The 20821-nt window shown below is 68.8% G+C and carries 21 protein-coding genes, 1 tRNA gene and 3 pseudogenes; 9 read left to right on the forward strand and 16 right to left on the reverse strand.

All coding sequences use genetic code 11. The features are described 5' to 3' along the window. Positions 1 to 1042: 1042 nt before the first annotated feature. The 3 genes from STSP_RS06805 to STSP_RS06815 form a co-directional block, all read right to left on the reverse strand. Complete coding sequence (locus tag STSP_RS06805) at positions 1043 to 1615, reverse strand: FMN-dependent NADH-azoreductase (RefSeq protein WP_067273491.1); 573 nt, start codon at positions 1613 to 1615, stop codon at positions 1043 to 1045. Positions 1616 to 1706: 91 nt separating this feature from the next. Further along, a complete protein-coding gene (locus STSP_RS06810) occupies positions 1707 to 3017 on the reverse strand; it encodes an FAD-binding oxidoreductase (protein ID WP_067273494.1) in 1311 nt (436 codons plus the stop codon). Then, complete coding sequence (locus tag STSP_RS06815) at positions 3014 to 3913, reverse strand: LLM class flavin-dependent oxidoreductase (protein ID WP_067273499.1); 900 nt, start codon at positions 3911 to 3913, stop codon at positions 3014 to 3016. Before STSP_RS06815 ends, STSP_RS06810 begins: the two co-directional genes overlap by 4 nt. Positions 3914 to 3977: 64 nt before the next feature. Between STSP_RS06815 and STSP_RS06820 the strand changes: the two genes are divergently transcribed. Beyond that, positions 3978 to 4298, forward strand: a complete 321-nt coding sequence (locus STSP_RS06820) for a winged helix-turn-helix transcriptional regulator (protein WP_067273500.1) — start codon at positions 3978 to 3980, stop codon at positions 4296 to 4298. Here STSP_RS06820 and STSP_RS40000 read toward each other — a convergent pair. Beyond that, positions 4295 to 4525 (reverse strand): annotated as a pseudogene (locus STSP_RS40000) (IS5/IS1182 family transposase); the annotation flags it as partial. The gene STSP_RS06820 and the pseudogene STSP_RS40000 sit on opposite strands and share 4 nt — an antisense overlap. A 57-nt stretch (positions 4526 to 4582) precedes the next feature. Then, positions 4583 to 4810, reverse strand: a pseudogene (locus STSP_RS40005) (IS110 family transposase); the annotation flags it as partial. Positions 4811 to 5781: 971 nt separating this feature from the next. On the opposite strand from STSP_RS40005, the gene STSP_RS06825 reads away from it, so the two are divergent. Next, the gene (locus STSP_RS06825; protein WP_067273502.1) at positions 5782 to 6360 is read left to right on the forward strand and encodes a hypothetical protein; all 579 of its coding nucleotides are present in this window, start codon (positions 5782 to 5784) and stop codon (positions 6358 to 6360) included. 223 nt (positions 6361 to 6583) lie between these two features. Here STSP_RS06825 and STSP_RS06830 read toward each other — a convergent pair whose 3' ends face one another. Beyond that, positions 6584 to 6946: a helix-turn-helix domain-containing protein gene (locus tag STSP_RS06830; protein WP_232789543.1), complete on the reverse strand. Its 363-nt coding sequence runs from the start codon at positions 6944 to 6946 to the stop codon at positions 6584 to 6586. A gap of 197 nt (positions 6947 to 7143) precedes the next feature. Between STSP_RS06830 and STSP_RS36720 the strand changes: the two genes are divergently transcribed. From STSP_RS36720 to STSP_RS06840, 3 genes are all read left to right on the forward strand, one after another. Beyond that, positions 7144 to 7389, forward strand: a complete 246-nt coding sequence (locus STSP_RS36720) for a hypothetical protein (protein WP_078066941.1) — start codon at positions 7144 to 7146, stop codon at positions 7387 to 7389. Positions 7390 to 7420: 31 nt separating this feature from the next. Next, positions 7421 to 8395 (forward strand): hypothetical protein, encoded by a 975-nt coding sequence (locus STSP_RS06835; protein ID WP_067273504.1) that lies wholly within the window; start codon positions 7421 to 7423, stop codon positions 8393 to 8395. Between the two features lie 208 nt (positions 8396 to 8603). Beyond that, a tRNA-Arg gene (locus tag STSP_RS06840) sits at positions 8604 to 8679 on the forward strand. A 103-nt stretch (positions 8680 to 8782) separates the two neighbouring features. Here the strand turns inward: STSP_RS06840 and STSP_RS06845 are convergent. The 3 genes from STSP_RS06845 to STSP_RS06855 form a co-directional block, all read right to left on the reverse strand. After that, complete coding sequence (locus STSP_RS06845; protein ID WP_067273507.1) at positions 8783 to 9727, reverse strand: fumarylacetoacetate hydrolase family protein; 945 nt, start codon at positions 9725 to 9727, stop codon at positions 8783 to 8785. Further along, the gene (locus STSP_RS06850; RefSeq protein ID WP_067273508.1) at positions 9724 to 11322 is read right to left on the reverse strand and encodes an MFS transporter; all 1599 of its coding nucleotides are present in this window, start codon (positions 11320 to 11322) and stop codon (positions 9724 to 9726) included. The genes STSP_RS06845 and STSP_RS06850 overlap by 4 nt, the downstream gene beginning before the upstream one ends. An 88-nt stretch (positions 11323 to 11410) precedes the next feature. Continuing rightward, the gene (locus STSP_RS06855) at positions 11411 to 12349 is read right to left on the reverse strand and encodes an MBL fold metallo-hydrolase (protein WP_067273511.1); all 939 of its coding nucleotides are present in this window, start codon (positions 12347 to 12349) and stop codon (positions 11411 to 11413) included. Between the two features lie 141 nt (positions 12350 to 12490). On the opposite strand from STSP_RS06855, the gene STSP_RS06860 reads away from it, so the two are divergent. After that, the gene (locus STSP_RS06860; RefSeq protein WP_067273512.1) at positions 12491 to 13138 is read left to right on the forward strand and encodes a TetR/AcrR family transcriptional regulator; all 648 of its coding nucleotides are present in this window, start codon (positions 12491 to 12493) and stop codon (positions 13136 to 13138) included. Between the two features lie 365 nt (positions 13139 to 13503). Here the strand turns inward: STSP_RS06860 and STSP_RS40010 are convergent. From STSP_RS40010 to STSP_RS06885, 5 genes and pseudogenes are all read right to left on the reverse strand, one after another. Beyond that, positions 13504 to 14470 (reverse strand): annotated as a pseudogene (locus STSP_RS40010) (ATP-binding protein); the annotation flags it as partial. Positions 14471 to 14724: 254 nt separating this feature from the next. Then, complete coding sequence (locus tag STSP_RS06870; protein WP_067273515.1) at positions 14725 to 15423, reverse strand: response regulator; 699 nt, start codon at positions 15421 to 15423, stop codon at positions 14725 to 14727. After that, positions 15420 to 16574, reverse strand: a complete 1155-nt coding sequence (locus STSP_RS06875) for a sensor histidine kinase (protein ID WP_067273625.1) — start codon at positions 16572 to 16574, stop codon at positions 15420 to 15422. The genes STSP_RS06870 and STSP_RS06875 overlap by 4 nt, the downstream gene beginning before the upstream one ends. A gap of 27 nt (positions 16575 to 16601) precedes the next feature. Continuing rightward, complete coding sequence (locus STSP_RS40015) at positions 16602 to 17390, reverse strand: hypothetical protein (RefSeq protein ID WP_232789544.1); 789 nt, start codon at positions 17388 to 17390, stop codon at positions 16602 to 16604. Positions 17391 to 17610: 220 nt separating this feature from the next. Next, a complete protein-coding gene (locus STSP_RS06885; protein ID WP_067273519.1) occupies positions 17611 to 18270 on the reverse strand; it encodes a hypothetical protein in 660 nt (219 codons plus the stop codon). 146 nt (positions 18271 to 18416) lie between these two features. Here STSP_RS06885 and STSP_RS06890 point away from each other — a divergent pair, with 146 nt between their 5' ends. Further along, positions 18417 to 18683 carry a hypothetical protein gene (locus STSP_RS06890; RefSeq protein ID WP_067273522.1) on the forward strand — a complete coding sequence of 89 codons (267 nt, stop codon included), beginning with the start codon at positions 18417 to 18419 and terminating at the stop codon, positions 18681 to 18683. Then, on the forward strand, positions 18680 to 19126 hold the full coding sequence (locus STSP_RS06895) for a hypothetical protein (protein WP_067273523.1): 447 nt from the start codon (positions 18680 to 18682) through the stop codon (positions 19124 to 19126). The genes STSP_RS06890 and STSP_RS06895 overlap by 4 nt, the downstream gene beginning before the upstream one ends. Positions 19127 to 19199: 73 nt before the next feature. On the opposite strand, the gene STSP_RS06900 is transcribed toward STSP_RS06895, so the two are convergent. Both STSP_RS06900 and STSP_RS06905 read right to left on the reverse strand, forming a co-directional pair. Beyond that, complete coding sequence (locus STSP_RS06900; RefSeq protein WP_067273526.1) at positions 19200 to 19508, reverse strand: hypothetical protein; 309 nt, start codon at positions 19506 to 19508, stop codon at positions 19200 to 19202. Between the two features lie 194 nt (positions 19509 to 19702). After that, on the reverse strand, positions 19703 to 19894 hold the full coding sequence (locus STSP_RS06905; RefSeq protein WP_067273527.1) for a DUF1059 domain-containing protein: 192 nt from the start codon (positions 19892 to 19894) through the stop codon (positions 19703 to 19705). Between the two features lie 187 nt (positions 19895 to 20081). Between STSP_RS06905 and STSP_RS06910 the strand changes: the two genes are divergently transcribed. Further along, on the forward strand, positions 20082 to 20807 hold the full coding sequence (locus STSP_RS06910; RefSeq protein ID WP_067273530.1) for a class I SAM-dependent methyltransferase: 726 nt from the start codon (positions 20082 to 20084) through the stop codon (positions 20805 to 20807). Positions 20808 to 20821 lie beyond the last annotated feature (14 nt).

The following is a 20821-nucleotide window of genomic DNA, read 5'->3' on the forward strand; positions in this document are numbered from 1 at the left end:
CCAGGTCGACGTCGGCCTCACCACCGAGCGCCACCCGTCCGGACACCTCGCCGGTCGCGGGGTCGGTCAAATCGACGACTGCGCCGTCGAGGGGCTCGCGCCAGGCGCCGTCGATGTACAGCTTGGTGTAGTCACGCATGTTGTCTCCGTCAGAGTCGCGGTTCGCTACATGGGCGGCCATGTGGCGGAGGCGGCCTTTCGTGTGCGAAGGCGCCTTGCGGAATCCATCGTCGTGACAGAGAGCCCTGGCATACAGGGAGGCCTTTTCCTGGGCATCGGTCCCTGGGAAAACCAGTACCAGGCACACCGAGCAGGCTGGACGAACCCTCGAGAGCAGGGCCGACAATGTGGCACGACGAGAGCCCGAACGACAGTCCGAACCGTGCCGGTGAGCCCCGAAGGACAATGGCCCAACCGTGCCGTGCCTCGACGAAAGGCAGCAAGCGTGCGTCATGTCGGCTTCCGAGCGGACGGGGAGATCTTCCTGGCCGCGGGCCGAGCACGGTAAAACATCAGCGGTTCGCCGGATTCACCGGCATCGAGCGGCGATGGAGGTGTGTCGCGGCCTGACGGCCTGCTGCACCCCTTGGACGCAGGAAGCCGACCCGTCGACCACGGTACCGGCGGCCGAAGCCGCCTCCGGATGCAGGCCACGGATGGTCGAGCAGTACGGCCACGTGCTCCCCACCACGGACCAGCGGCTCGTAGACGCGTTCCTACCCCGCCGCCCAGTCCCGCAGCGGGTCGTGCACCCGCTTGGACAGAGATCTTCGCTGCCCACGCCATCACCGGGGTCGGGGGCCCTGCGGTATGCAGGGCCCCCGACCCCGAAGTCACGAGGCGCAGAAAGTAGCCACCAAGCCATCTGCTGACGGCACGTGCCGGGTCAGCTCACGAACTTCGGGATGCTTGTCACGTCACTGACCTGGCCCGTGAAAGCGGCGATGTTTCCTTCCTCGCGCTCCCGCCTTGTGAAACGCCCCGTGAACCGCAGCTAATTAGGCCGACGGGCCTCTCTTTCCTGCCGGAATTCGGGGGCTGCTCATGCGGCGAGGCCCTCGGCGAGGGCCTTGGCTTTGGTGGCCGCGTCCTCAAGGGCGCGGTCGCGGGAGGCCTCAAAGAGCGGGATGAGTTCAGCCATGGCCGGGTTGTGCGGAGCCATGGTCAGCTCCGGGACGATGAAGTCGATGTCGAGGTCGAGCATGTCGGCGAGGGTCGCCGTCAGGTAATTCTGGACGGCGGAGGGGGTCTCTCCTGAGGTGCGGCCGAAGAGGATCACGTTGTCCAGCCATGCCTTGAGGGTCGACGGGATCGCGTAGTTATACATCGGGGCGCCGATCAGCACCGCGTCCGCCTGCTCCAACTCTTCAACGAGCCGCACGCGTTCAGCGAAGGCGGCGGCCTGCTCGGGCGTGCGGCCATGCGGATCGGCGAAGCCCGCGGTGTGGGCGTCGGCGGTGATGTGCGGGACGGGGTCGACGGAGAGGTCGCGGTAGATCACCGTGCCCTCCGGGTGCTGCTCCTCCCAGGTCTTGCGGAAGGTCTCCGTAACGGCCCGGGAGGCGGAGGCGCCGCTCGGGAACACGGAGGATTCGATGTGCAGCAACGTGGCCATGAAGTATCTCCAGTAAGGGTGACATGGAAGAGTGGGCGCGCGCGGCGGCTGCCGCGGGGCTCGTGGTCGGTGAGGCCGATGGGGCGGGCGGTCAGGCCGGCGGCCGAGGGCGCAGGACGCCGTCGGGGTCGTAGCGCTTCCACAGGTCGGTGACGCGGGTGCCCGCCAGTCCCGGATAGGCACGGGCGAACGTCGCCTCGTCCGGGGCGCTCTCGAAGTTCACGTACGCACCGTCGGTGTGCGGGGCGATGCGCGCCCAGGCAGCGGCCAGCGTGGCGCGGTCGTCCGGCGGAAACGCAGAGGCAATGACGAGGGTGTTCTGGTGACGGTGTGCGAACGCCGTGGCCGACGCCGCCGGGTCATGGGTCGCGCCGCCGAGTGAACGCAACTGGGCCAGGACCGGGTCGGGGCCGGCCGACGCCGCTACCAGGGCGCGGGCGGCGTCCGGGGTCATGCCGGTGAGCAGTCCGTTGGTCGTGCTGGAGGGCATCTGCCCGGTGTTGGCGTGTAGGTGGAGCGGTGGGACCAGCTCCGTGTAGGGGACGACGTGGGCCTGCTGGGCCCTCACATCGCCAATGCGGAGCAGCGGTTCGACGGAGTCGCGGATGACGGACGTACTCTCCGAGGCCACGATGGCGGTGATGAACGCGGCAGTGGTGGCGCCCTGCGAGGACAGCATCACCGCCGTCGACAGCTCGCGCGGCGCCCGCGCCATGACGTCGGCCCAGCGCCGCAGCGTCTCCCCGGCCGGGTCCACCACCACGACCAACTGGGCGTAGCCGACGTCGCGAAGCTCCATGGCCTCGATCTCGAAGGCCAGCGCGATCCCGGCACCCGCGCCGGCCCCGCGCATCGCCCACAGCAGGTCGGGCTCGGTCTCCGCGTCGGCGCGTACCGCCGTTCCGTCAGGCAGGACGACCTCGACGGCACGGATGCGGTCGATAGTGAGCCCGTACTGCCGTACCAGCCAGCCGACACCTCCCCCGGTGGCGATGCCGCCGACGCCGACGTTGCCGTGATCGCCCGAACTGATGGCGAGCCCGTGCGGGGCGAGCGCCTGGGCGACCTGGGCCCAGCGGGCGCCCGCCTCGACACGGACCAGGCGGGAGCCGCGGTCGAGGACGTCGACCCGGTGCAGCGCGCTCAGGTCGATGACGAGCCCGCCGTCGTTGGTGCCGCTGCCGGACAGGCCGTGTCCGCCGCTGCGGACGGCCACCCGAAGGCCCGTCTCCCGCGCGAGCCGCAGCGCCGCCGCGACGTCGTCCGCAGACTCGGGCAGGACAACGGCGGCCGGCTGGCCGACGGTGGTATAGGTGGAGCGCAGCAGCCGGTAGCGGCGGTCGTCAGGCGTGACCACCTTGCCGACCAGCTCGGCCGGCAGGGTGCCAAGGACACCGTTCATCGCCCGCTCCGGAGAGCGTCTACGCGCTCGCGCACCGCGGGCACGACCTCGTCGGCGAAGAGCGCGAGCTGCCGCTCGGGATCGCTGGCGGGCCAGAAGACGAAGGTGTCGAAGCCAAGTTCGACGGCCCACTCGGTGAGGGTGTCCACCCACCGCCGCACATCGCCGACGAGTCCGGGCCCCTCGCCGTGGGCGCCGATCAGGCCGATCACGTTGTAGATGCGCCGCAGCGTCCTCGGGTCGCGGCCCGCGCCGGAGGCCGCCTCGTCGATGATCCGCTGACGCGAGGGCACCTCCTGCGGCGGGACGTAGATGTTCAGCGGAGAGATCCAGCCGTCGGCCAACCGGCCGGTGACGGCGAGCATCCGCGGCTTCTGGGCACCCAGCCAGAGCTCGACGGGCTTCGGGGGCACAGGGCCGGCGCGGTAACCGTCGACGGCGTGGTACGGGCTGTGCAGTTGTACGACGCCCCCGGCCATGGCCGTGCGCAGCAGCCCCAGGGACTCCTCGGCGAACGCCACCATGTCCTGGCCGCGTCGCGCCGGGCCGCCCATCGAGGCAATGGCATCGGGGATTCCGCCGCCTCCGACGCCCAGCTGGATCCGGCCATCGGTGAGCACGCTCAGCGACGCGGCGGCCTTGGCGAGCATCACCGGCACACGCAACTGCAGGTCGGCGACATCGGTAAAGAAGGAGATGCGGTCGGTGGCCGCGGACAGATGCGTGATCAGGGTCCAGGCGTCGAGGTGGCCGGGCTGGTAGGGATGGTCCTGGACGGCGAGGTAGTCAAGGCCCGAGTCCTCCGCCGCCCGCGCGAGACGCCGTGTCTGCGCGCCGGCCCCGGCGGAAGGATCAAGACTCACTCCGAAGGAGAGTGGGCGTCGGTAGTCGGTCATGCGTCCACGGTGCGGCGAAACACCTCACCAGCAAAACGGCGGGTAAGGCGCTAATCTTTTATAAGTGGACTCCATTCATGACGACACCTGCCCACGCTTCGAGGACACCCTGGAACTGGTCGGACGCCGCTGGACCGGTTCGGTCCTGCAGGCTGCCGGCCGAGGAGCTCGGCGCTTCGGCGAGTACCGGGCGATGATCGACGGCATCTCCGACCGGCTACTCTCCCAGCGCCTGAAGGAACTCGAGGCCGCGGGCCTCATCGAACGCACGGTCATTCCCAGTACGCCGGTACAGATCCGCTACCAACTGGCCCCGGATGGCCGGGCACTGGTGGACGCACTGGTGCCACTCGCCCAGTGGAGCATGCGACGCTCCAGCACCTAGGTCAGGCTGAGGAAGGCTTCGTGAATGTCGTCGCGGATCTCTCGGCGGATGCGCAAGCGGCGGAACCAGTGCAGTAGTGCGATGCTCTGCTCGGCGACCCAGCGGTGGACGCCGAGTCCTGAGCCGTGTTCGGTGCCGCGGCGGGCGATGACGGGGGTGATCCCGACGGCCCGGACCTGTCTGCGGTGCTTGTCTTGGGCGTAGCCGCGGTCGGCGTAGAGGGAGCGGGCCGGGCTACGAATCCATGAGGTGCCGGTCGACTGGGTCGACGACCCCGGCAGCCACGGATTGATGGCGTAGACGGGGCGGCCCGTCGCCCGCAGCAGGCGACGAGAGCGGCGCGGGGGATCTCGATGGCCACCGGGATGGGATCTGCGGGCTATCGCCAGGTTCGGCGAGCATCCGGAGCAGTCGGTCGAGCCCGTCCGCGGTGTTATCGATGCGAGCCGAGCCAGCAGCGAGCCTGTCTCGTCGACGACGGCTATGTCGTGATGGTCGCTGGCCCAGCCGATGCCGCAGAACGCTCATCGCCTCACGCTTTCTCATAAGACCTGTGTTGTGGCTGGTCACAGCCATGCAGGGCATGCGTCTTTCTAATGAAAGGGCTCAATGGCCCGACATCCGATTAACCGTTCATGACCCCAGCGACCTGCGGGGCCCTCGGTCTGGACTGGAGCTGGTGGCTCGCGAGCACGTAGGGGTGATCCCCGCAGGGGGCTTGGCCCACGATCATCATCGGTGATCAAGCGGTCGCTCTCGACGCCGACTGCGAGCGTCACCACACGTCAGTCTTTGAGGGCTCGAAGGCCCGGATCAACCGGAGGACGTCGTCCTGACACCGGCGGTCGGCGTCAAGGAAGCGCCTTCAGTGGCTCCAGCTGCCGCCCATTAGATCAATTGGCCGCAAGCGGCACGTCGTAGCGGGGCCCTCGCCGGGCCTCTCGGCGGATGCCCCCAGTTGTTCGCCCTTCTGGCCGCCGTGTCCCTCCTCGCAGCAGCCCTCGCACGCACGGCTTCAGCCCGCTGAGCCCCAGGACCGAAACTGTGTGCGCAGGCGTGGGCGACAGCGGATGGGATCAGGCGCTCCACCGACGGCGACTGACGCTGAAAGTGGCTTGGCCGACTGGGACGAGGCGGAACGAGCAGAGCTGACGCCATGGAGGCATAGATCGCGGCTCCTGGGGCGTCACCAGCACTCCTTCCGCACCGCCCATATGGATGGAAGGGACTTTGGCAATGACCAAGTCTCTCGACAACCGGGCTGCGGTGGGGCCCAGCAGGCGCCTGCAGAGGCGTCTTGGGATATCTGAGAGCCCGTAACGCCTGGTCAGAGCCCGCACCTAAAGGCCTGCGTCACCTAAGGGACACATCGCGTCGCGCTCTTAGCGTTGCCGTCCAGATGGTCACAGGGCATCAGCCCACGACCTGACCTGCCGTCAAGCGCGCTGGTCGTGCGCACCTGTGGTGGCCGGGTGACGCCGCGTTGGCGGAGCACGACGCCAACCTCGACCGGCTGACGTCGGGTATGGCGATGCTGGAAGCCGAGATGGCAGCTGTGCGCTCCAGGCGCGAGCAAGTGATGGCCTCCCGCGAGCAGGCACTGCGCGTGCAGGAAGCCCTGTTCGCGGCGGCACGGGCCGGGGCCGCTCTTCGGGACTTGCAGAGCCGCGAGGAAACCAGGCTCACGGTCGTGCGCGATCTCGATGAGCGGGAGACCGTCGGCGACGCCAAACCATCAGCGGACGACGCAGATGTGGCGGCCGCCCCCGTCGCCCCACAGGGCGAAGATTCCGCTGCAGTTGGCGCGCCTGCGAGGCCGGGCGCCGCGACGCTTGTCGCGCAGGTCCTGCAGATCATCATGAGCGAACCCGATCGGCACTGGACCGCGAAGCTGATCGCCGTACAGCTGGAGGGCCAGGGTGCCGAGAGTGATCAGAAGGCCCACGCGCGGGCCAGGAATCGCCTGGACAAACTGGTACAGAAGAGGCTCCTCCTGAAGAGGCACCGGGACGACGACCGACGCTGTCACTTCGTCGCCGCCTCGACCACGGAGGCCGCCTAGAAGGCAACCCGCCACAAAGACGACCGCCACCCGCGCAAGCAAGGTTCCTAGGCCAGTGCTGCAGCGCGTGGTGGCGGTTCACGACTCTGGGCCGCGCCCCCTACGCTACCCGGTCACCCCCGCGACCAGGGCGGTTCGGCCTGCATTTCCCCCGATCGGGAGGCCAACCCCCATGCGTCAGCCATATCGTCACAGCATCCTGGGCCGTGCGGCTCGGGAGGATCTACCCTTCCTTGCTCCGCTGACGCGGCGGAACTGGCTGGTGACGGGCGCCATCGTCACCCATCGGCCAATCCACGTGACGCGGCCAGAGCATCTCCTCGAGCGCCTCCTCCAGGCTGACCAGCGTAAACATGTCGGGCCATACCGCACCGGCGAGGATGTTGGAGATGACCTGCCGGTTGACACCGGAGATCTCGGCCAGCGCATTGGCCGAAAGCTTTGCGCGCTCCATCGCCTCTGACAGCGCCCGGGCGACGGCCTGCCCCACCTGCGCCTGCCGGACGCTGTCCATCACCGCGTACGGCCAGCAGCCGGACAGGACGTAGTCGCGCGGCTTCCTTCCACGTTTCGTTCCTCCGGGCATGCGGACAGTGTGACGGACGGGGCGCCGACTTGCGCACTCCGCCCGATCATGGTTGCTATCAGAATAGCAACCTGGGCCTGGTCACGTCTTCGTCCCGGTCTTCAAGACAAGAAAGGTGTGGTGTGTACGTGTCGGCTCGTCAGACGAGAACCCCGGGTGCCACCGGCCGCTCAAAGTTGGGGCCCGAGGAGCGGCTGATGCCATCACCCAAACTGCGCGCGGATCAGCAACTGCTGGTCATCCGGGCCGCCTGCGCGGCGGTCAATCCCGTGGGGGCTGCGGAGTTGTGCGCGGCGACGGGCATCTCGGCCAAGAACTGCGGACTGGTCCCGATCTTCGCCATCAAGCCTGAGGGCGACCGGCCCCACCCGCAGCAACTGGAACCACTACTTTCGACGCCACCTCAAGCCCGCCCACGACAAGATCCGCGACATCAGCAGTGATCTGTGGATCGGACAGGCACTGGCCCACGGCATGTTGCGCGACACCAGCAAAAGGACCAGCCGCGTCCGTCCCGAGCGCCATCAGGTCCTCCACGGCGACGCTACGGTCGCAGCACCCCCTTCCCGGCACACCGAGCACAAGACGTTCGACGAGAAGACGGGACTGATCCGGACCCATCGCATCGACGAGGACGCCGGCATCACCGTCGAAGGAGGCGGCCGGCAGGTCTACGGCAACAAGTTCCTCTCCACCGCCGTACGCCTGGACAGCACCCCGCACAGCCGCGTGATCCTCGCCCTGGAATCGATCCGGCACAAGTCCCCCCAAGAAGACCCCGATCGTGCGGCAGAAGGCGTCGCCCTGGTCGCGATGGTCAAGCGCATCCTCAAGCGGGCCCCCGGCCTGAAGGCCGTCACGTACGACGCCGCGCTGCGCGGCACTCACCGAGCCCCGCTGATCGCCAAGGGGCTCGTCGTCTTCACCCCGCAGCACTCCGGGCTCGCGCCCCAATCACTCCTACGTCACAAAGACGGCCCCTGCTCACACGACCTCTACGTCGCCGAGGCCAGGGTGTGCGAACGCCACATCACCGTCGACGGCAAGACGCACTACACCCCTCTCCCCGTCCAGGAGCTCGAGTACCGCGAGGGACAAAGCAGCGCCCGCTTCTACCACCGGATCTCCATCGACTGCCCCATCAAGACGCACACCCTGCGGATCCGCGTAGACGAGACCGAAGAAGACCGGCAGATGGACCCGAAGACGAGAAAGAAGCGCTTCAACCGCACCGAACACCTTCGACAGGTTCCGCCCGACACTCCCGCCGGCCGCCGCCTCAAAGGGTTCCGGCAGGACAGCGAATCCCTCCACTCCCGCTTCGACCAGAGCTACCCTCACAAACGAGTCCCGGCGTACGGCGCCCGAGGAGCCCTGCTGATCTACCTCGGCTACGCCTGGCTGAACAACTCGATAACCCGAGCCCTCAATCACATCACTCGCTCCTGACGGCCCCGACAACCACACTTAGCGATCACCGCCACGGCCCAGCCCAAGGGGCCATCACGAGCAGCACTTCGCAGAACCTCGCGTAGGCCACCCGCTACACTGGCCACGGAGAACTGCCCCTTGGGGCGGCTCACCAGTCTGTCCCAGACATGTCAAGCCGCGATCGTGTACCAGGTCCGGTTTTAGACACGTTTGTCGACAGATCCCCGCCTTCGTAGCTCAGGGGATAGAGCACCGCTCTCCTAAAGCGGGTGTCGCAGGTTCGAATCCTGCCGGGGGCACCAGCCAAAACGGCCCGGACCGATCATGGTCCGGGCCGTTTTGACGGCACCATTTGACGGCAGTCGCCTCTCAGGCGGCTGGCGAACGGCGCTCATCCCACGGTGGTCAGCCCCTGCGGCGGGCGGAGGCCAGCGGCACGGGAGCGGCGCCCTCGACGACGGTGTTGCTGATGGTGCCGATGCCCTCGACCGTCATGGTGACGGTGTCACCAGGCACGAGGGGCGGGGGTTCCAGGGCGCCGCCCCGGCCCCAGAGTTCGGCCAGGCAGCCACCATTGCCGCAGGTTCCGGAGCCCAGGACGTCGCCGGGGCGGATCCAGGTGCCGCGGGAGGCATAGGCGGCCATCTCCTCGAACGTCCAGGCCATGTTCGCCAGTCGGTCGTGTCCGATCGTCTCGGCGTTGACGGCGACGGTGAGGGCGAGGTCGAGGAAGCCGTCGAAGTCGCGGTGGGGTTCGAGTTCGTCGGCGGTGACGAGCCAGGGACCGAGGGTGGTGGCGGTGTCCTTGCCCTTGGCCGGGCCGAGTTTGACCCTCATCTCGCGGCCCTGGAGGTCGCGGGCGGACCAGTCGTTGAGGATCGTGTAGCCGAGGATGTGGTCGCGTGCCTGCTCGGGCGTCAGGTCCCGGCCCGCCTTGCCGATGACGGCGGCGACTTCGAGTTCGAAGTCGAAGCGCCCGCAGCCCGGCGGTATCGGCACGTCGTCGTGGGCGCCGATCATCGCGTACGGGTTGGTGAAGTAGAACGCCGGTGCGGCGTACCACTCCTCGGGGACGGTGTCGCCGTATCCCCGTGCGACTCCCGCGACATGGCTCTCGAAGGTCATGTAGTCGCGAACGGTGGGCGGCTGCAGCGGAGGCAGCAGGCGCGCGTCGGCCAGGGGCACGGGCAGGGAGGCAGTCAGGGCGCGTTCTCCCACCCCGCGCAGGGCCTCCTCGCCCTCCACGATCAGGTCCAGCAGGTCGACGGGGTGTTCGAAGGGGTGGAGCCGGTCGTCGGCGACGACTCCCGACTGCCGTTTCCCGTCGTGGACGAAGCTTGCGAACTTCACGCCGCGCTCCCCTCCGCCTCGGCCGGCGCGGTGCCGCCGCGTCGGAAGCCGACGAAGACGGCGGCGATCACGGCGGCGGTCACGCAGGCGGCGGCGGTGAGGAACAGTCCGTTGTTGTAGCCGTGGGCCAGGGCGTCCGTGGTGTAGGGGGCGAGCTTGGCGCTGAGTGGCCCGAGGTCGGCGGTGTGCAGGGCCAGCGGGCCGCCCTCGTGCAGGACGGCGGAGGCGATTCCGTGCTCCTTCGGGGTCAGTCCGGCATCCGCGAGGCTCCCGGTCAATTGGCCGGCGGCCATGCCGAGGGCGACGGCGCCGACGACGGCCGGGCCGAGGGTCTGGCCGAGGTCGCGGACCAGGCTGGTGGTGGCTGCTGCCATGCCGGTCAGGTTCTGCGGTACGACGTTGACGGCGGCGGCGGTGATCGCGGCGACGACCAGGCCGAAACCGACGCCGTTCAGGATCAGCGGGCCCAGCATGGGCAGCAGAGCGGTCTCGTGGATCGGCAGCGCCCGCAGCCACAGCTGGCCCGCGGCCATCGCCAGGAAGCCGGTGACGAGCATGGGGCCGGGTCCGATGCGGTGCAGCAGACGGACCAGCAGGGGCCAGATGAACGGCGTGCACGCCTGGATGATCATGACCGGTATCGCGGCCTCGAAGGGGCCCTGGTGCTGGATGACACCGAGGCGGATGCTCAGGTCGTACGCGCCGCCGAGGAAGCCCAGCATGCCGATCACCGCCATCGCGGCCGACGCGGCGAACGCCGGGATACGGAAGAGGGTCAGCCGCAGCATCGGTGCCGCGCTGCGGTTCTCCACCACGATGAACGCGGCGATGAAGACGGCGAAGGTGACGAAGGACGCGACGATGGGGGCCGAGCCCCAGCCGTCCGAGGGACCCTGGATGATGCCGTACAGCAGGGCGAGCATGGCCACGGCGATGGTGATCTGCCCCGGCCAGTCCAGCGAGCGGCCCTCCGGGGCGCTGGACTCGGTGGCGAGCAGCCAGGCCGCCACGGCGGTGATCACGGCGAGCACGCCGGTCACGCCGAACGCCCACTGGAAGGGCGCGTGTTCGACGATGCCGCCGGACATGAGCGGGGCGATGAAGGCACCCAGCGACAGGGCTGTGGTCCATGAGGCCAGGCCCCTGGCGCGTGCGGCCGGTGTGGTCGTGATCGCGGTGATCATCGTCAGGGAGGCGGGGAAGAGCGCGGCGGCCCCGATGCCGGAGATCGCCTGGCCGGTGATCAGCTGGGCCGGGGTGTCGGAGGTGGCGGACACCAGGTAGCCGACGGCGGCCAGCAGCGCCGCGCCGACGACGAGTTTCTTACGGCCGTAGCGGTCGCCCACGACGCCGAAGGTCAGGGCGAGGACGGCGGCGGGTACCAGGAAGGCGTCACTGATCCAGGTCAGTTCCGCGCCGGACGTCTGGAGCGTGCGCTGCATCTCGCCGTTGATCGCGGCGGGCAGCACCAGGCCGATCTGGGCGAGGCAGACGGCCAGACAGCCTGCGACGATCGTGCCGGTGTGCCGGGCCGGTGCGGTCGGTGCGGCCTCGGCCGAGGCGGCGGGCGGGTCATAGGCAGGGGTGGAGACCATGTCTCCTCCTTGGGGAGGGGTTGGCGGGTCGTACGGCCCGAGGGGATGGAGGGGAGAGCCGTTGGTGCGGGGAGCGGCGTCAGAGGCTTCAGAGGCTGGGGCACAGCTCGGCCATGCAGCCGAACAGGCCGGGGCCGTCGAGCGGGGGCAGTGAGGGGTCGAGCTCCCGGTAGACGGTGTGCACGTTGACGGCGAGGCGTTCGCTCTCGTCCAGGTCGGCGAAGCGGCCCAGGCGGATGTCACGTGCCGCGTCCATGGCGGGCATGCCGGCGGTGAACCGGGCGGTGGCCTGCTCGTGGACGTATTCGAGGTAGTCGCGGATCCCGCGGACGGCCTGCTTGGTGGTGACGGGGCCGTGGCCGGGTACGACGATGTCGGAGTCGAGGCCCAGCAGCAGGTCGCAGGCGGCGAGCCAGCGGGCGAAGGGACCGTGCCAGACGACCGGCGCAGCTCCGGCGAAGACGATGTCGCCTGTGTAGACCATCCGGGCCTGCGGCACGTGGACGATCGTGTCGCCGGTGCTGTGCGCGGGCCCCACGTCGATGAGGCGGACCTCCGTCCCGCCGATGTCGAGGACGGTCTCGCCGTCGAAGACCCGGTTCGGGAGGACGGGTTCGATGCCGGTGTAGTCGAAGCGGCCGAAGATCCGGCGGGCGAAGTGTCCGGCCGGGCTGTCCATGCCGGTCAGCGCCCGCATCTCGGCGGGGCCCACCTGCCGCATGTCCGCCACGGATCCGCGTGCCGCGATGATCTCGGCGTGGGACACGAGTTGGTTGCCGAACCAGTGGTCGCCGTTGCCGTGGGTGTTGACCACGGTGGAGATCGGTGCCGAAGCGGTCAGGGGCGTCAGCGCGTCGAGCATGGTCTTGGTCAGCCGCAGGTCGTACAGGGTGTCGACGAGCAGCGACGCGCCCCGGCCGGTGATCAGCCCGGCGTTGCTCATGCCCCATCCGACATCGCCCGCGATCCAGGCGTAACAGCCGTGTCCGAGCTGGATACAGCCCGTCCGGGATCTCACGGAAGCCACGTTGCCTCCTTGTCAGCGTCCCGCGATCAGCAGCGCGAGACTCTCATCCATTGCTGGACTGGAGTCCAGCAATGGAGAGGAATCTAGATAGACGCCGGGAAGGGGTCAAGGGTCGTGCGGCCTTGTGTTGTACTGGGGGCCATGAAGATCCGGGACGCGGCAGCCGCCTCCGAGGGCGGCGCGGCCGTCGGACGCCAGGAGCGCAGGCGCAGGAAGCTGCACGACCGGCTGTATGAGACGGCGGTCGGCCTCTTCGTCGCCCAGGGATACGAGGCGACCACCATGGAGCAGATCGCCGAGGCAGCCGACGTCGCCCGGGCCACCGTCTTCAACCACTTCGCGCAGAAGGTCGGGTTCCTTGAGGAGTGGGGAGTCCGCCGCCGCGCCCGCGTCGCTGAGATTCTCGGCGCGGAGCACGCGGAGGACCTGCCGGTCGGCGACCGGTTGCGCCGCTACCTGAAGGAGATGGGCGACCTCAACGTCGCCTCCCGTGCGGAGACCACCGTCCTGATGGACGCCTCAGCGCGGTACGGGCACCTCCTGCAGGACCCGTCCCTGGAAATCGAACTCGCCAGGATCGTCGAGCAAGGGCGGCAACGCGGGGAGATCAGGGCGGGCGTCGACTGCGACCAAGCCGGCCAACTACTGGCCGCCTGCTACTTCTCGACGATCCTGCGCTGGATCCGCGAGGAACCGGCCCCCTTCGACCTGCACGAGCGCCTCGCCGGGGCGCTCGACATCATCCTGCTGGGCCTTCTTGCCGACGAGGCACACGCCGGGGAACACTGACGGTTCCCCTCACCTCACCACTGCCTTGAGGCAAGAGGCCAGCCCCCCATCTCAGCGGTTGAGCAACAGCCGGCGCCCCGTCAGACGGTGGCGGGCAGAACAGATTCAGCACACATGAGGCCGGGAAACCGCGTGAACACGTGAGAACTACGGAGGGGTGTTATCCCAGTTCAGGCCCCCTGCAGCTGGTATTTCCGCAGGTCACAGCCCCGCCCAGGGCAAACTCCACTCGGCCTCGGACTCATCGTCCGGGGCCGTTTGCGTGAGCGGGAGGATGTCACCGTCGCTGTGGGCCGGAGGCTCGGCCGACCCGAGTTGGGGCGACGGGCCATAGACACCTGGCACCCACACGGATTTCGGCATGCTCAGGAGGACCACGCCGCGAGGAGGTCCGCCGGGCCGTACGCAGCGTCGAGCCCCGCGCAGTCGGTCCCGCTGCGCGAGACAGCGATCACAGGCACGGGAGCAGGCGTGAGCGCGGCGCGGTGCCGGTGCAGCGCTGCGAGATCGTGCCGGTCGAACGGGGAGTTCTCCAGCCACTTCACCGAGCCGACGAACAACAGCTCCTTGGCGATCGGCGCGCGGTCCGCTCCCACGACGTCGATCTCCACATCGTTGGTACGGGTCCAGTAACCGCCGATGGCGGGGCGGCGGGGAGGTTCGCGTCGGGCAGCAGCCGTGCCAGCGCCTCGCGCACCAGAGGTTCAATGGCCCTGCCACGCCAGCTGGTCCAGTTTTCACGGATGCGCTGCAGTGTCAGGTCACCCCGGCCCCGCTCGACCTCTTCCATCGCCGGACCCAGGAGCTTCAGCCAGAAGCGGAGGTAGGGATCCGCGACCCGGTAGCGACGATCCTTCGAAGGCCGCGTGGACACGGGAAGCTCCGCCGCGATCACCCGCTTGTCCGCAAGGATCCCCAGCGACCGCTGTAGCGGGGTCGCCCCGATCCCGCCGGCGGCGCGGGCAATATTGGAGAACGTCCGCTCACCGCTGCCGATCGCCGAGAGGACGGTGCGCGCTTGGACCTGCTGGGGGCACTCTGCAGCAAGCGAGCGCTCCGCCGACACCAGCAAGGCCGAGACCGGATCGCTGAGCGCCGCCTGCAGGAACTCCCACATCCCGGCGCCGTGCGTCCACTCCGCACAGATCAGAGAGGCAGTCCACCGGTGATCAAGGCCGCATCGAAGGCCGAGGCAGGGTCGAGGCCGAGCATCTCGCCCACCTCCGCCGGGTTGAGCGGACCCAGCACCATCTCCTGTCCGCGCTGGTGGAACGGGCGTCCATAGCTGTTCAGCGCTTCCATCATCGACAGGTCGGAACCGATGAGAACCAGCTAACATCGCGGTTAGTAACATTGACGTTAGTTACTGGGGGCTCGCGGAGATGATGCTCCCCCGGTGCACCCGGAGAAGATCAGCCTTCCGCACCCCAGCATGGTCCGCTATTGGACGCCCCACGGTCACCGGATGCGAGAGCGGCACGTGAGCGGACTGCGCAACAGGAGCCGTCCTGAGCCGATGGGCCGGCCGTGCCACGCGGCGCTGATCAGGCAGAACAGCACCACGCGGCACAACCAAGCACCACCCGTCAGAGATTCCCTCCATGCCGCCGATCGCCCACGAGCCCGGTTTCGTAGGCGACGATCACGAGCTGGGCACGGTCGCGCGCACGCAGCTTGGCGAGCAAGCGCCCGATATGGGTCTTGACCGTGGCCAGGCTCAGATGAAGGTGCTCCGCGATCTCTGTGTTGGACAAACCCCGCGCGATCAGGCCGAGCACCTCCAACTCCCGGTCGGTGACCCCGTCCAGTGAACGGCTGGGCGGACGCGCAGGCTCCGGACGGCGGGCGAACTCCGCGATCAGGCGGCGGGTCACCGAGGGAGCGAGCAGTGCCTCGCCCGCGGCGACGACGCCGACGGCAGCGAGGACCTCGGTCGGCGGGGTGTCCTTGAGCAGAAAGCCCGCGGCACCGGCGCGCAGGGCGGCGTAGACGTACTCGTCCAGGTGGAAGGTGGTGAGGATGAGGACGCGGACGCCGGACAGGGCCGGGTCCGAGCAGATCTGCCGGGTCGCCTCAATGCCGTCGCAGTCCGGCATGCGTACGTCCATCAGCACGACGTCCGGCCGTTCGCGGCGGGCGAGCTCGACGGCCTCCGCTCCGTTCGCGGCCTCGCCCACGGCTGTCATGCCCGGCGTGTGGTCGACGAGGACCCGAAAGCTGCCGCGCACCATCGCCTGGTCGTCGGCGATCAGCACCCGGACCGGGGTCACGTCGGTCATGGTCATGGGTTCCCTTCGGTGGGCAGGCGGACGGACACCGCGAAGCCGCCCTCCGGCCGGGGGCCCGCCTCGACACTGCCGCCGTACATCATGGCCCGTTCACGTATTCCCAAGAGTCCGTGCCCGCCCGGCAGTTCGCGGACAGGCTGCCCGGGTGCGGACGGTGGTCCCTCGTCCGCGATGTCGATGCGGATCTCTCGTTCGTTCGCCTCTACCGTGACCCGGCAGCGGGTCGGGGCGGCGTGCCGGACCGCGTTGGTGAGGGCCTCCTGGACGATCCGGTAGATGGTCAGCTGGGTTCCCTCGGCCAGGCCCTTCGTGGCGTGCACCGTCAGGTCGACGTCCACCCCTGCCTGGTTCGCCTCCGCCGCGAGTGAGTCGAGGCGGTCGAGGCCCGGTGCAGGCCCCAGGGGTGCGCCCTCGGTGCGCAGTACGCCGAGCGTGCGCCGCATCTCGGCCAGCGCCGAACGGCTTGTCTCCTCGATGACTTTGAGGGCGGCCCGCGCCTCCCGCGGGTCAGCCTCCGCCACATGCCCGGCGACGCCCGCCTTGACGGCGATCAGGCTGAGGTGGTGCGAGACGATGTCGTGCAGCTCACGGGCGATCCGCAGACGCTCCTCGTCCAGTGCGCGCTCCGACCGGCGCCGCTGTTCCCGGGCGGTCTCGGCCCGGCGGCCACGCACGGTGAACCCCACGCCCCAGGCCCCGCCGATCACCAGGAGCACAAGCCCGGCCACCCCGACGGCACTCGGCCAGTCTTCTGCGGGAGTGATCACCGCCTCGCCGAGATACACGGCACCGCACGCCACGGGCAGCGTCACGGCGAGTGCGGGCACGGACCGGCGGGCAGGCTCGGCCGCTCCGACGAGGTAGGCCGCAAGCCCGGCGGCGGCGTATGGCTCACGCGGAATGTCGAGGAGCGACGCCGTGGCCAGGGCGGCCAGGACGGCCACCAGGACCGCGAGCGGCCAACGGCGGCGTACGGCGATCGGCAGGCCGACCGCGGAGGCGATCAGACAGCCGAGCCAGAACGGTCCTGTATAGACGGGTTGGCCGTCGCCGGCGGTCAGCCGGGCGAAGCCGATGTACACGGCGGTCAGGGCCAGGGCCGCGCCGAGGTCTAGGGCGTAGAGATGGCCCTGCCGCTTGGGCTTCATGGTCCGACCGTACTTGGACGTGTGCACTCAACCGGCCTGTCCGAGCAGCATCATCAGTCCGAGCGTCACCAGTGTCAGCGGCACCCAGCGCAGCACCACCGCCCGGCTGGGGCGGGGTGCTTCGCACAGCAGCGCCAGGCCCAGCGGCACAAGTGCGGTGCACAGTCCGGCCAGGGCCACCAGAGACAGCGGGGTGGTCCCCTTGAGTACTCCGAGGGGCAGTGCCGCGGTGAGGCCGAGTGCGGCGGCGCGGACCGGGCCGAGCACCCGGGTGCGCCAGGCGCCGAGGGCAACGACAATCCACCCAGCGACAATCGCGAGGTTCAGCGTGGCGAAGACGTGGAAGGCGCTGTAGCCGGTCGAGACGGTTTCGGTGGCCGGCCCGCCCCCTTGAGAGCGCACCAGCTGAAAGGCCAGGTGGTCCACCCCCGCGTGGAAGGCGCGGGCGAACAGCCCGAACATCACCAGGACCCCGCCCCACAGGCCCCAGCCGGCACTCAGCGCGCCGATCCTTGCGGCCAACACCGCCACAGCGGGCCAGAGCAGCAGGCTGCCTGCGGCCAAGAGGCCGTAGGCGGTGGCCATCAGGGTGGGGTGCCGCTCGTACGCGGCGAGTTGATCGGGGAAGAAGAAGTGGAAGCGGGCCCGCAACAACGCGCCGGTCAGCATCAGGAGTGGGCCGAGCACCATGGCAGTGCCGCCCACCCAACGTCCGGGGAAGCCGGTGGCCTCCCACCGCTCCACAGGCAGCGCGCCACGCAGTCGGACACCGATCGTTGTGACCGGGGTGGCCATGGATGTCGTCGGGTTCGTCATGCTGACGACGATGCCTTCACCGTCCCTGCGGGGCGTCGAACCAGGAGCTGAACTGCAGGGTCAGACCTGGGTATGACCCGTCGGGCCGCCTGAACAAGCACCGCTTCCAGCCCGCCGCATGAGCAATTGACGCCTTGCCAGGAAGGCATCTCTGCGGAACACATTCGGCACACACGAGGACGGGAAACTCTGACCGCCGGTACGGCGTGGCATTGCCGCTCTACCGCTCGGCGGTGCCGTCCTCACCGTCAATCTCGTAGATCCGCCCTTGAAGCCGTTCACCGGCCCAGTCCAGCCCGACGCCCAGGTCAAACCAGTGCCGATCCTTGCGGACCTCGGGCGGTGAGAGGTTCACCGCCGCCCAGGAGAACACCCCCAGCAAGATGGAACGCCCGTGCGTTGTGCGCACGGACAACGCAAACGGCGCGGCGAGTGCCGCCCGAGTGACCAACATGAGCTGTTCGTCCTCAGAATGTCGACGCCCACCCGTGAGAAACCGGGGCGTTTCAAGGATCTTGACCCACTCGACCACTGCGTCTGCCACCTGGGCGCGCAAGGAATCTTCGATGCCCTTCCGGACGGCGGTCGCGGGATCATCGCCGAGCCAGCCAAGCCAGTGATCAGGATCAGTGAGCTTGCTGAAGTCGTCCTGTGGCACTCCGTGACGGGGATTCTCCTGGTACTCACCTGTCAGTTTCCCGCTGCTATCCACCAACCACGCGCCGCGGATTGCCTCGGGAGGTACGTAGCCGTTCGGGTCGTCGATATACGTCGGGTCGATCTCGGCGACGCTGCCACCGGGATTCTCAGCAGCCGCAGCCAGTAGCGCCGGCTCGTTCGGTATGCCCTTACGTCGGTTTCGCGAGCCAAAACGCCCCACGTTCCCACCCCCACCGTTGCCCGCCCAGTTGACCGCATTGTGCCGCACCGGTCAGGGCCGCATGAGGCGGGTGTGGGTGACGGCGACGGGTGGGTGGGGAATCTCAGAAGAGTATGCCACGCCACACAGCGTGGCATACTTAAAGTATGGCAACCCGGAAGATCACCATCACCGTGCCGGAAGAGCTGGTGGAATCGATCAAGGAGCGCGTCGACGCACGCGGGGTGTCCGGCTACATCGCGGCCGCCGCCGCTCATCAGGACGCCATGGACCGACTGCGCGAGTTGGCTGAACGCCTCGAAGAAGAGCATGGCGCCGTGACGGATGACGAGCAGCAAGCAGCGCTGGACCGCATCGCCGCCATTGACGGCTGGCATGACGAGAAGCGATCAGATTCGGACGAGGCCGCGTGAGCCGTACCGCCCAAGCGAAGCTGCACCGGCCACGACAGCGCGTCTTCGTGTTCGACTCCGAGGCTCTCTCCAAGGCGGTTCAGGGCGATCGGGAGCTGACTGCGCTGATCAAGACGGCTCCGCGGCTCGACATCCCGATCGTCACCTCGGCGCTCACGACCTTGGAGGCATGGGACCCTCGCGAAACGTCGGGGCAGGCACTCTGGAACGGGACACTGTCCCGGATCCGCGTCGTGCACACGGACGACCAGGTGATCGCCATGGCGCGCGACATGCTGAAGGCAGCCGGCCTGCATGGGCATGAGTACGCCATCGACGCCATCCTGGCAGCTCTGGCTGGGCGGGAAGCCGCGCGGGGAGCTCAGGCAACCGTCTTCACCTCCGACACCGACGACATGAATCAACTCCTCGCGGGGCACTCCGTGCGAGTCGAGAAGGTCTGACGAGACGCGGCCGCACCTCACTCCGACCACTCGCTGGCTCCCCGTGCATCTGGGGAGCGCGCCGCGCGTCGGCCTAAATCCACACCCGTTGGAACTCCGCAGCCGTGGTGACCTCCAGCGGATCCTCTTCAGGAACGATCGGTTGGTCCGTCAGGAAGCCGTGCTCGTCCTCCAGGTGCTCCCAGCTATATCGGTAGAGCGCACCGCCAGAGGTGAGTTCCGCTTGCTTGACGACGATCAAGTCACCGCCGTCAGGCACAGCCTCGAAGTACCACAAGCCGCCTTCCTCGTCGGCGTGGCGAAAGTGGTGCCGCTGGGTGGCGCCCTCATCGAGTGCTCGGAAGTACGCCACGGTCTCTGCTTTGATGCGCCCGAGGTCCACGTACGCATCGTGCCAGCAGGCACGCTCCAGCTGTACTCGCCTGACATCACCAGCTGACATCAACAGCAGCCGACCACGGCGGTCGCAAGCGAACCGAGGTGGCTACGTCTCCGCCAGGTTGGGGGGCGGTTCAGTCGCTGGGGTGACGGGTCCGGAGGCCGGCGTCGGGCCGGTCCGGGCCCGTCCGTGTTCGGTCAGGTGGTGACCTTTTCGTCCTCCAGCATGCCGCGGATCTGTTCGCGCAGTTCCGGGCTGTCGGTGTGGCCGTGGACGGAGACCGCGTGTGCCACGGCGGTCTTGAGGACCTCGTCCTCCTCACCCGAGATGGTGAGCGTGCAGTCCACCTCGCTCGGGAACTTGCGGCAGTCGGCAACTTTCCTGGTCATGACGACCTCCTGTGCTCGCACCTCGGCCGCTCCCCCTCCATTCCAGAATAGTTCCGGGTCCGGCTTCGGGTCCGGGGCCGGGGCCGGGGCCGGGGCCGGGCTGGGTCTGGGGCCGGGCTGGGGCTGGGACGGTTCGGCCGCGAAATCCAGCAGCGGCCGGGCGTCGTCCCCGTATAGCTTCGGCCGCATGGCGGACGAGTGCTTCGGACATCCGCGGCTCGCCGCGATCTATGACCCGCTCGACCCTGATCGCAGCGATCTCGATGCGTACGTGCGCATGGCGGAGGAGTTCGGGGCGCGTCAGGTGCTGGACATCGGGTGCGGTACCGGTGTGCTCGCGCTCATGCTGGCTGATCGCGGGATCGAGGTCGTCGGTGTCGATCCCGCCCGGGCGTCCATCGACGTGGCCCGGGGCAAGCAGGGCAGCGAGCGGGTGCGCTGGATCTGCGGTGATGCGACAGCGCTGCCGCCGCTGCGGGTCGACCTCGCGACCATGACGGCGAACGTCGCCCAGGCCATCGTCGAACCGCAGGCGTGGCAGAAGACGCTGCGCGGGGCCTTCGAAGTACTGCGGCCCGGCGGACGTCTGGTGTTCGAGACCCGGGATCCGGCGAGGCGCGCCTGGGAGGAGTGGAACCGTGAGGCTTCGCACCGCGTGACGGAGATCCCGGGCGTCGGGACGGTGGACAGCTGGGTCGAGGTGATCGAGGTGAGTGGGCCGCTGGTGACGTTCCGCTGGACCTACGTGTTCGCGGCGGACGGGCAGGTGCTGACCTCGGATTCGACGCTGCGTTTCCGCGAGCGGGACGACATCGAGAGCGAGCTGCTCGCGCAGGGGTATGTCGTGGAGGACGTTCGCGATGCGCCCGACCGTCCGGGCCGGGAGTTCGTCTTCGTCTCACGGCGTCCATGAGCCGGCCAGGGCGG

The organism is Streptomyces jeddahensis, assembly GCF_001642995.1.
Classification (GTDB): Bacteria; Actinomycetota; Actinomycetes; order Streptomycetales; family Streptomycetaceae; genus Streptomyces; species Streptomyces jeddahensis.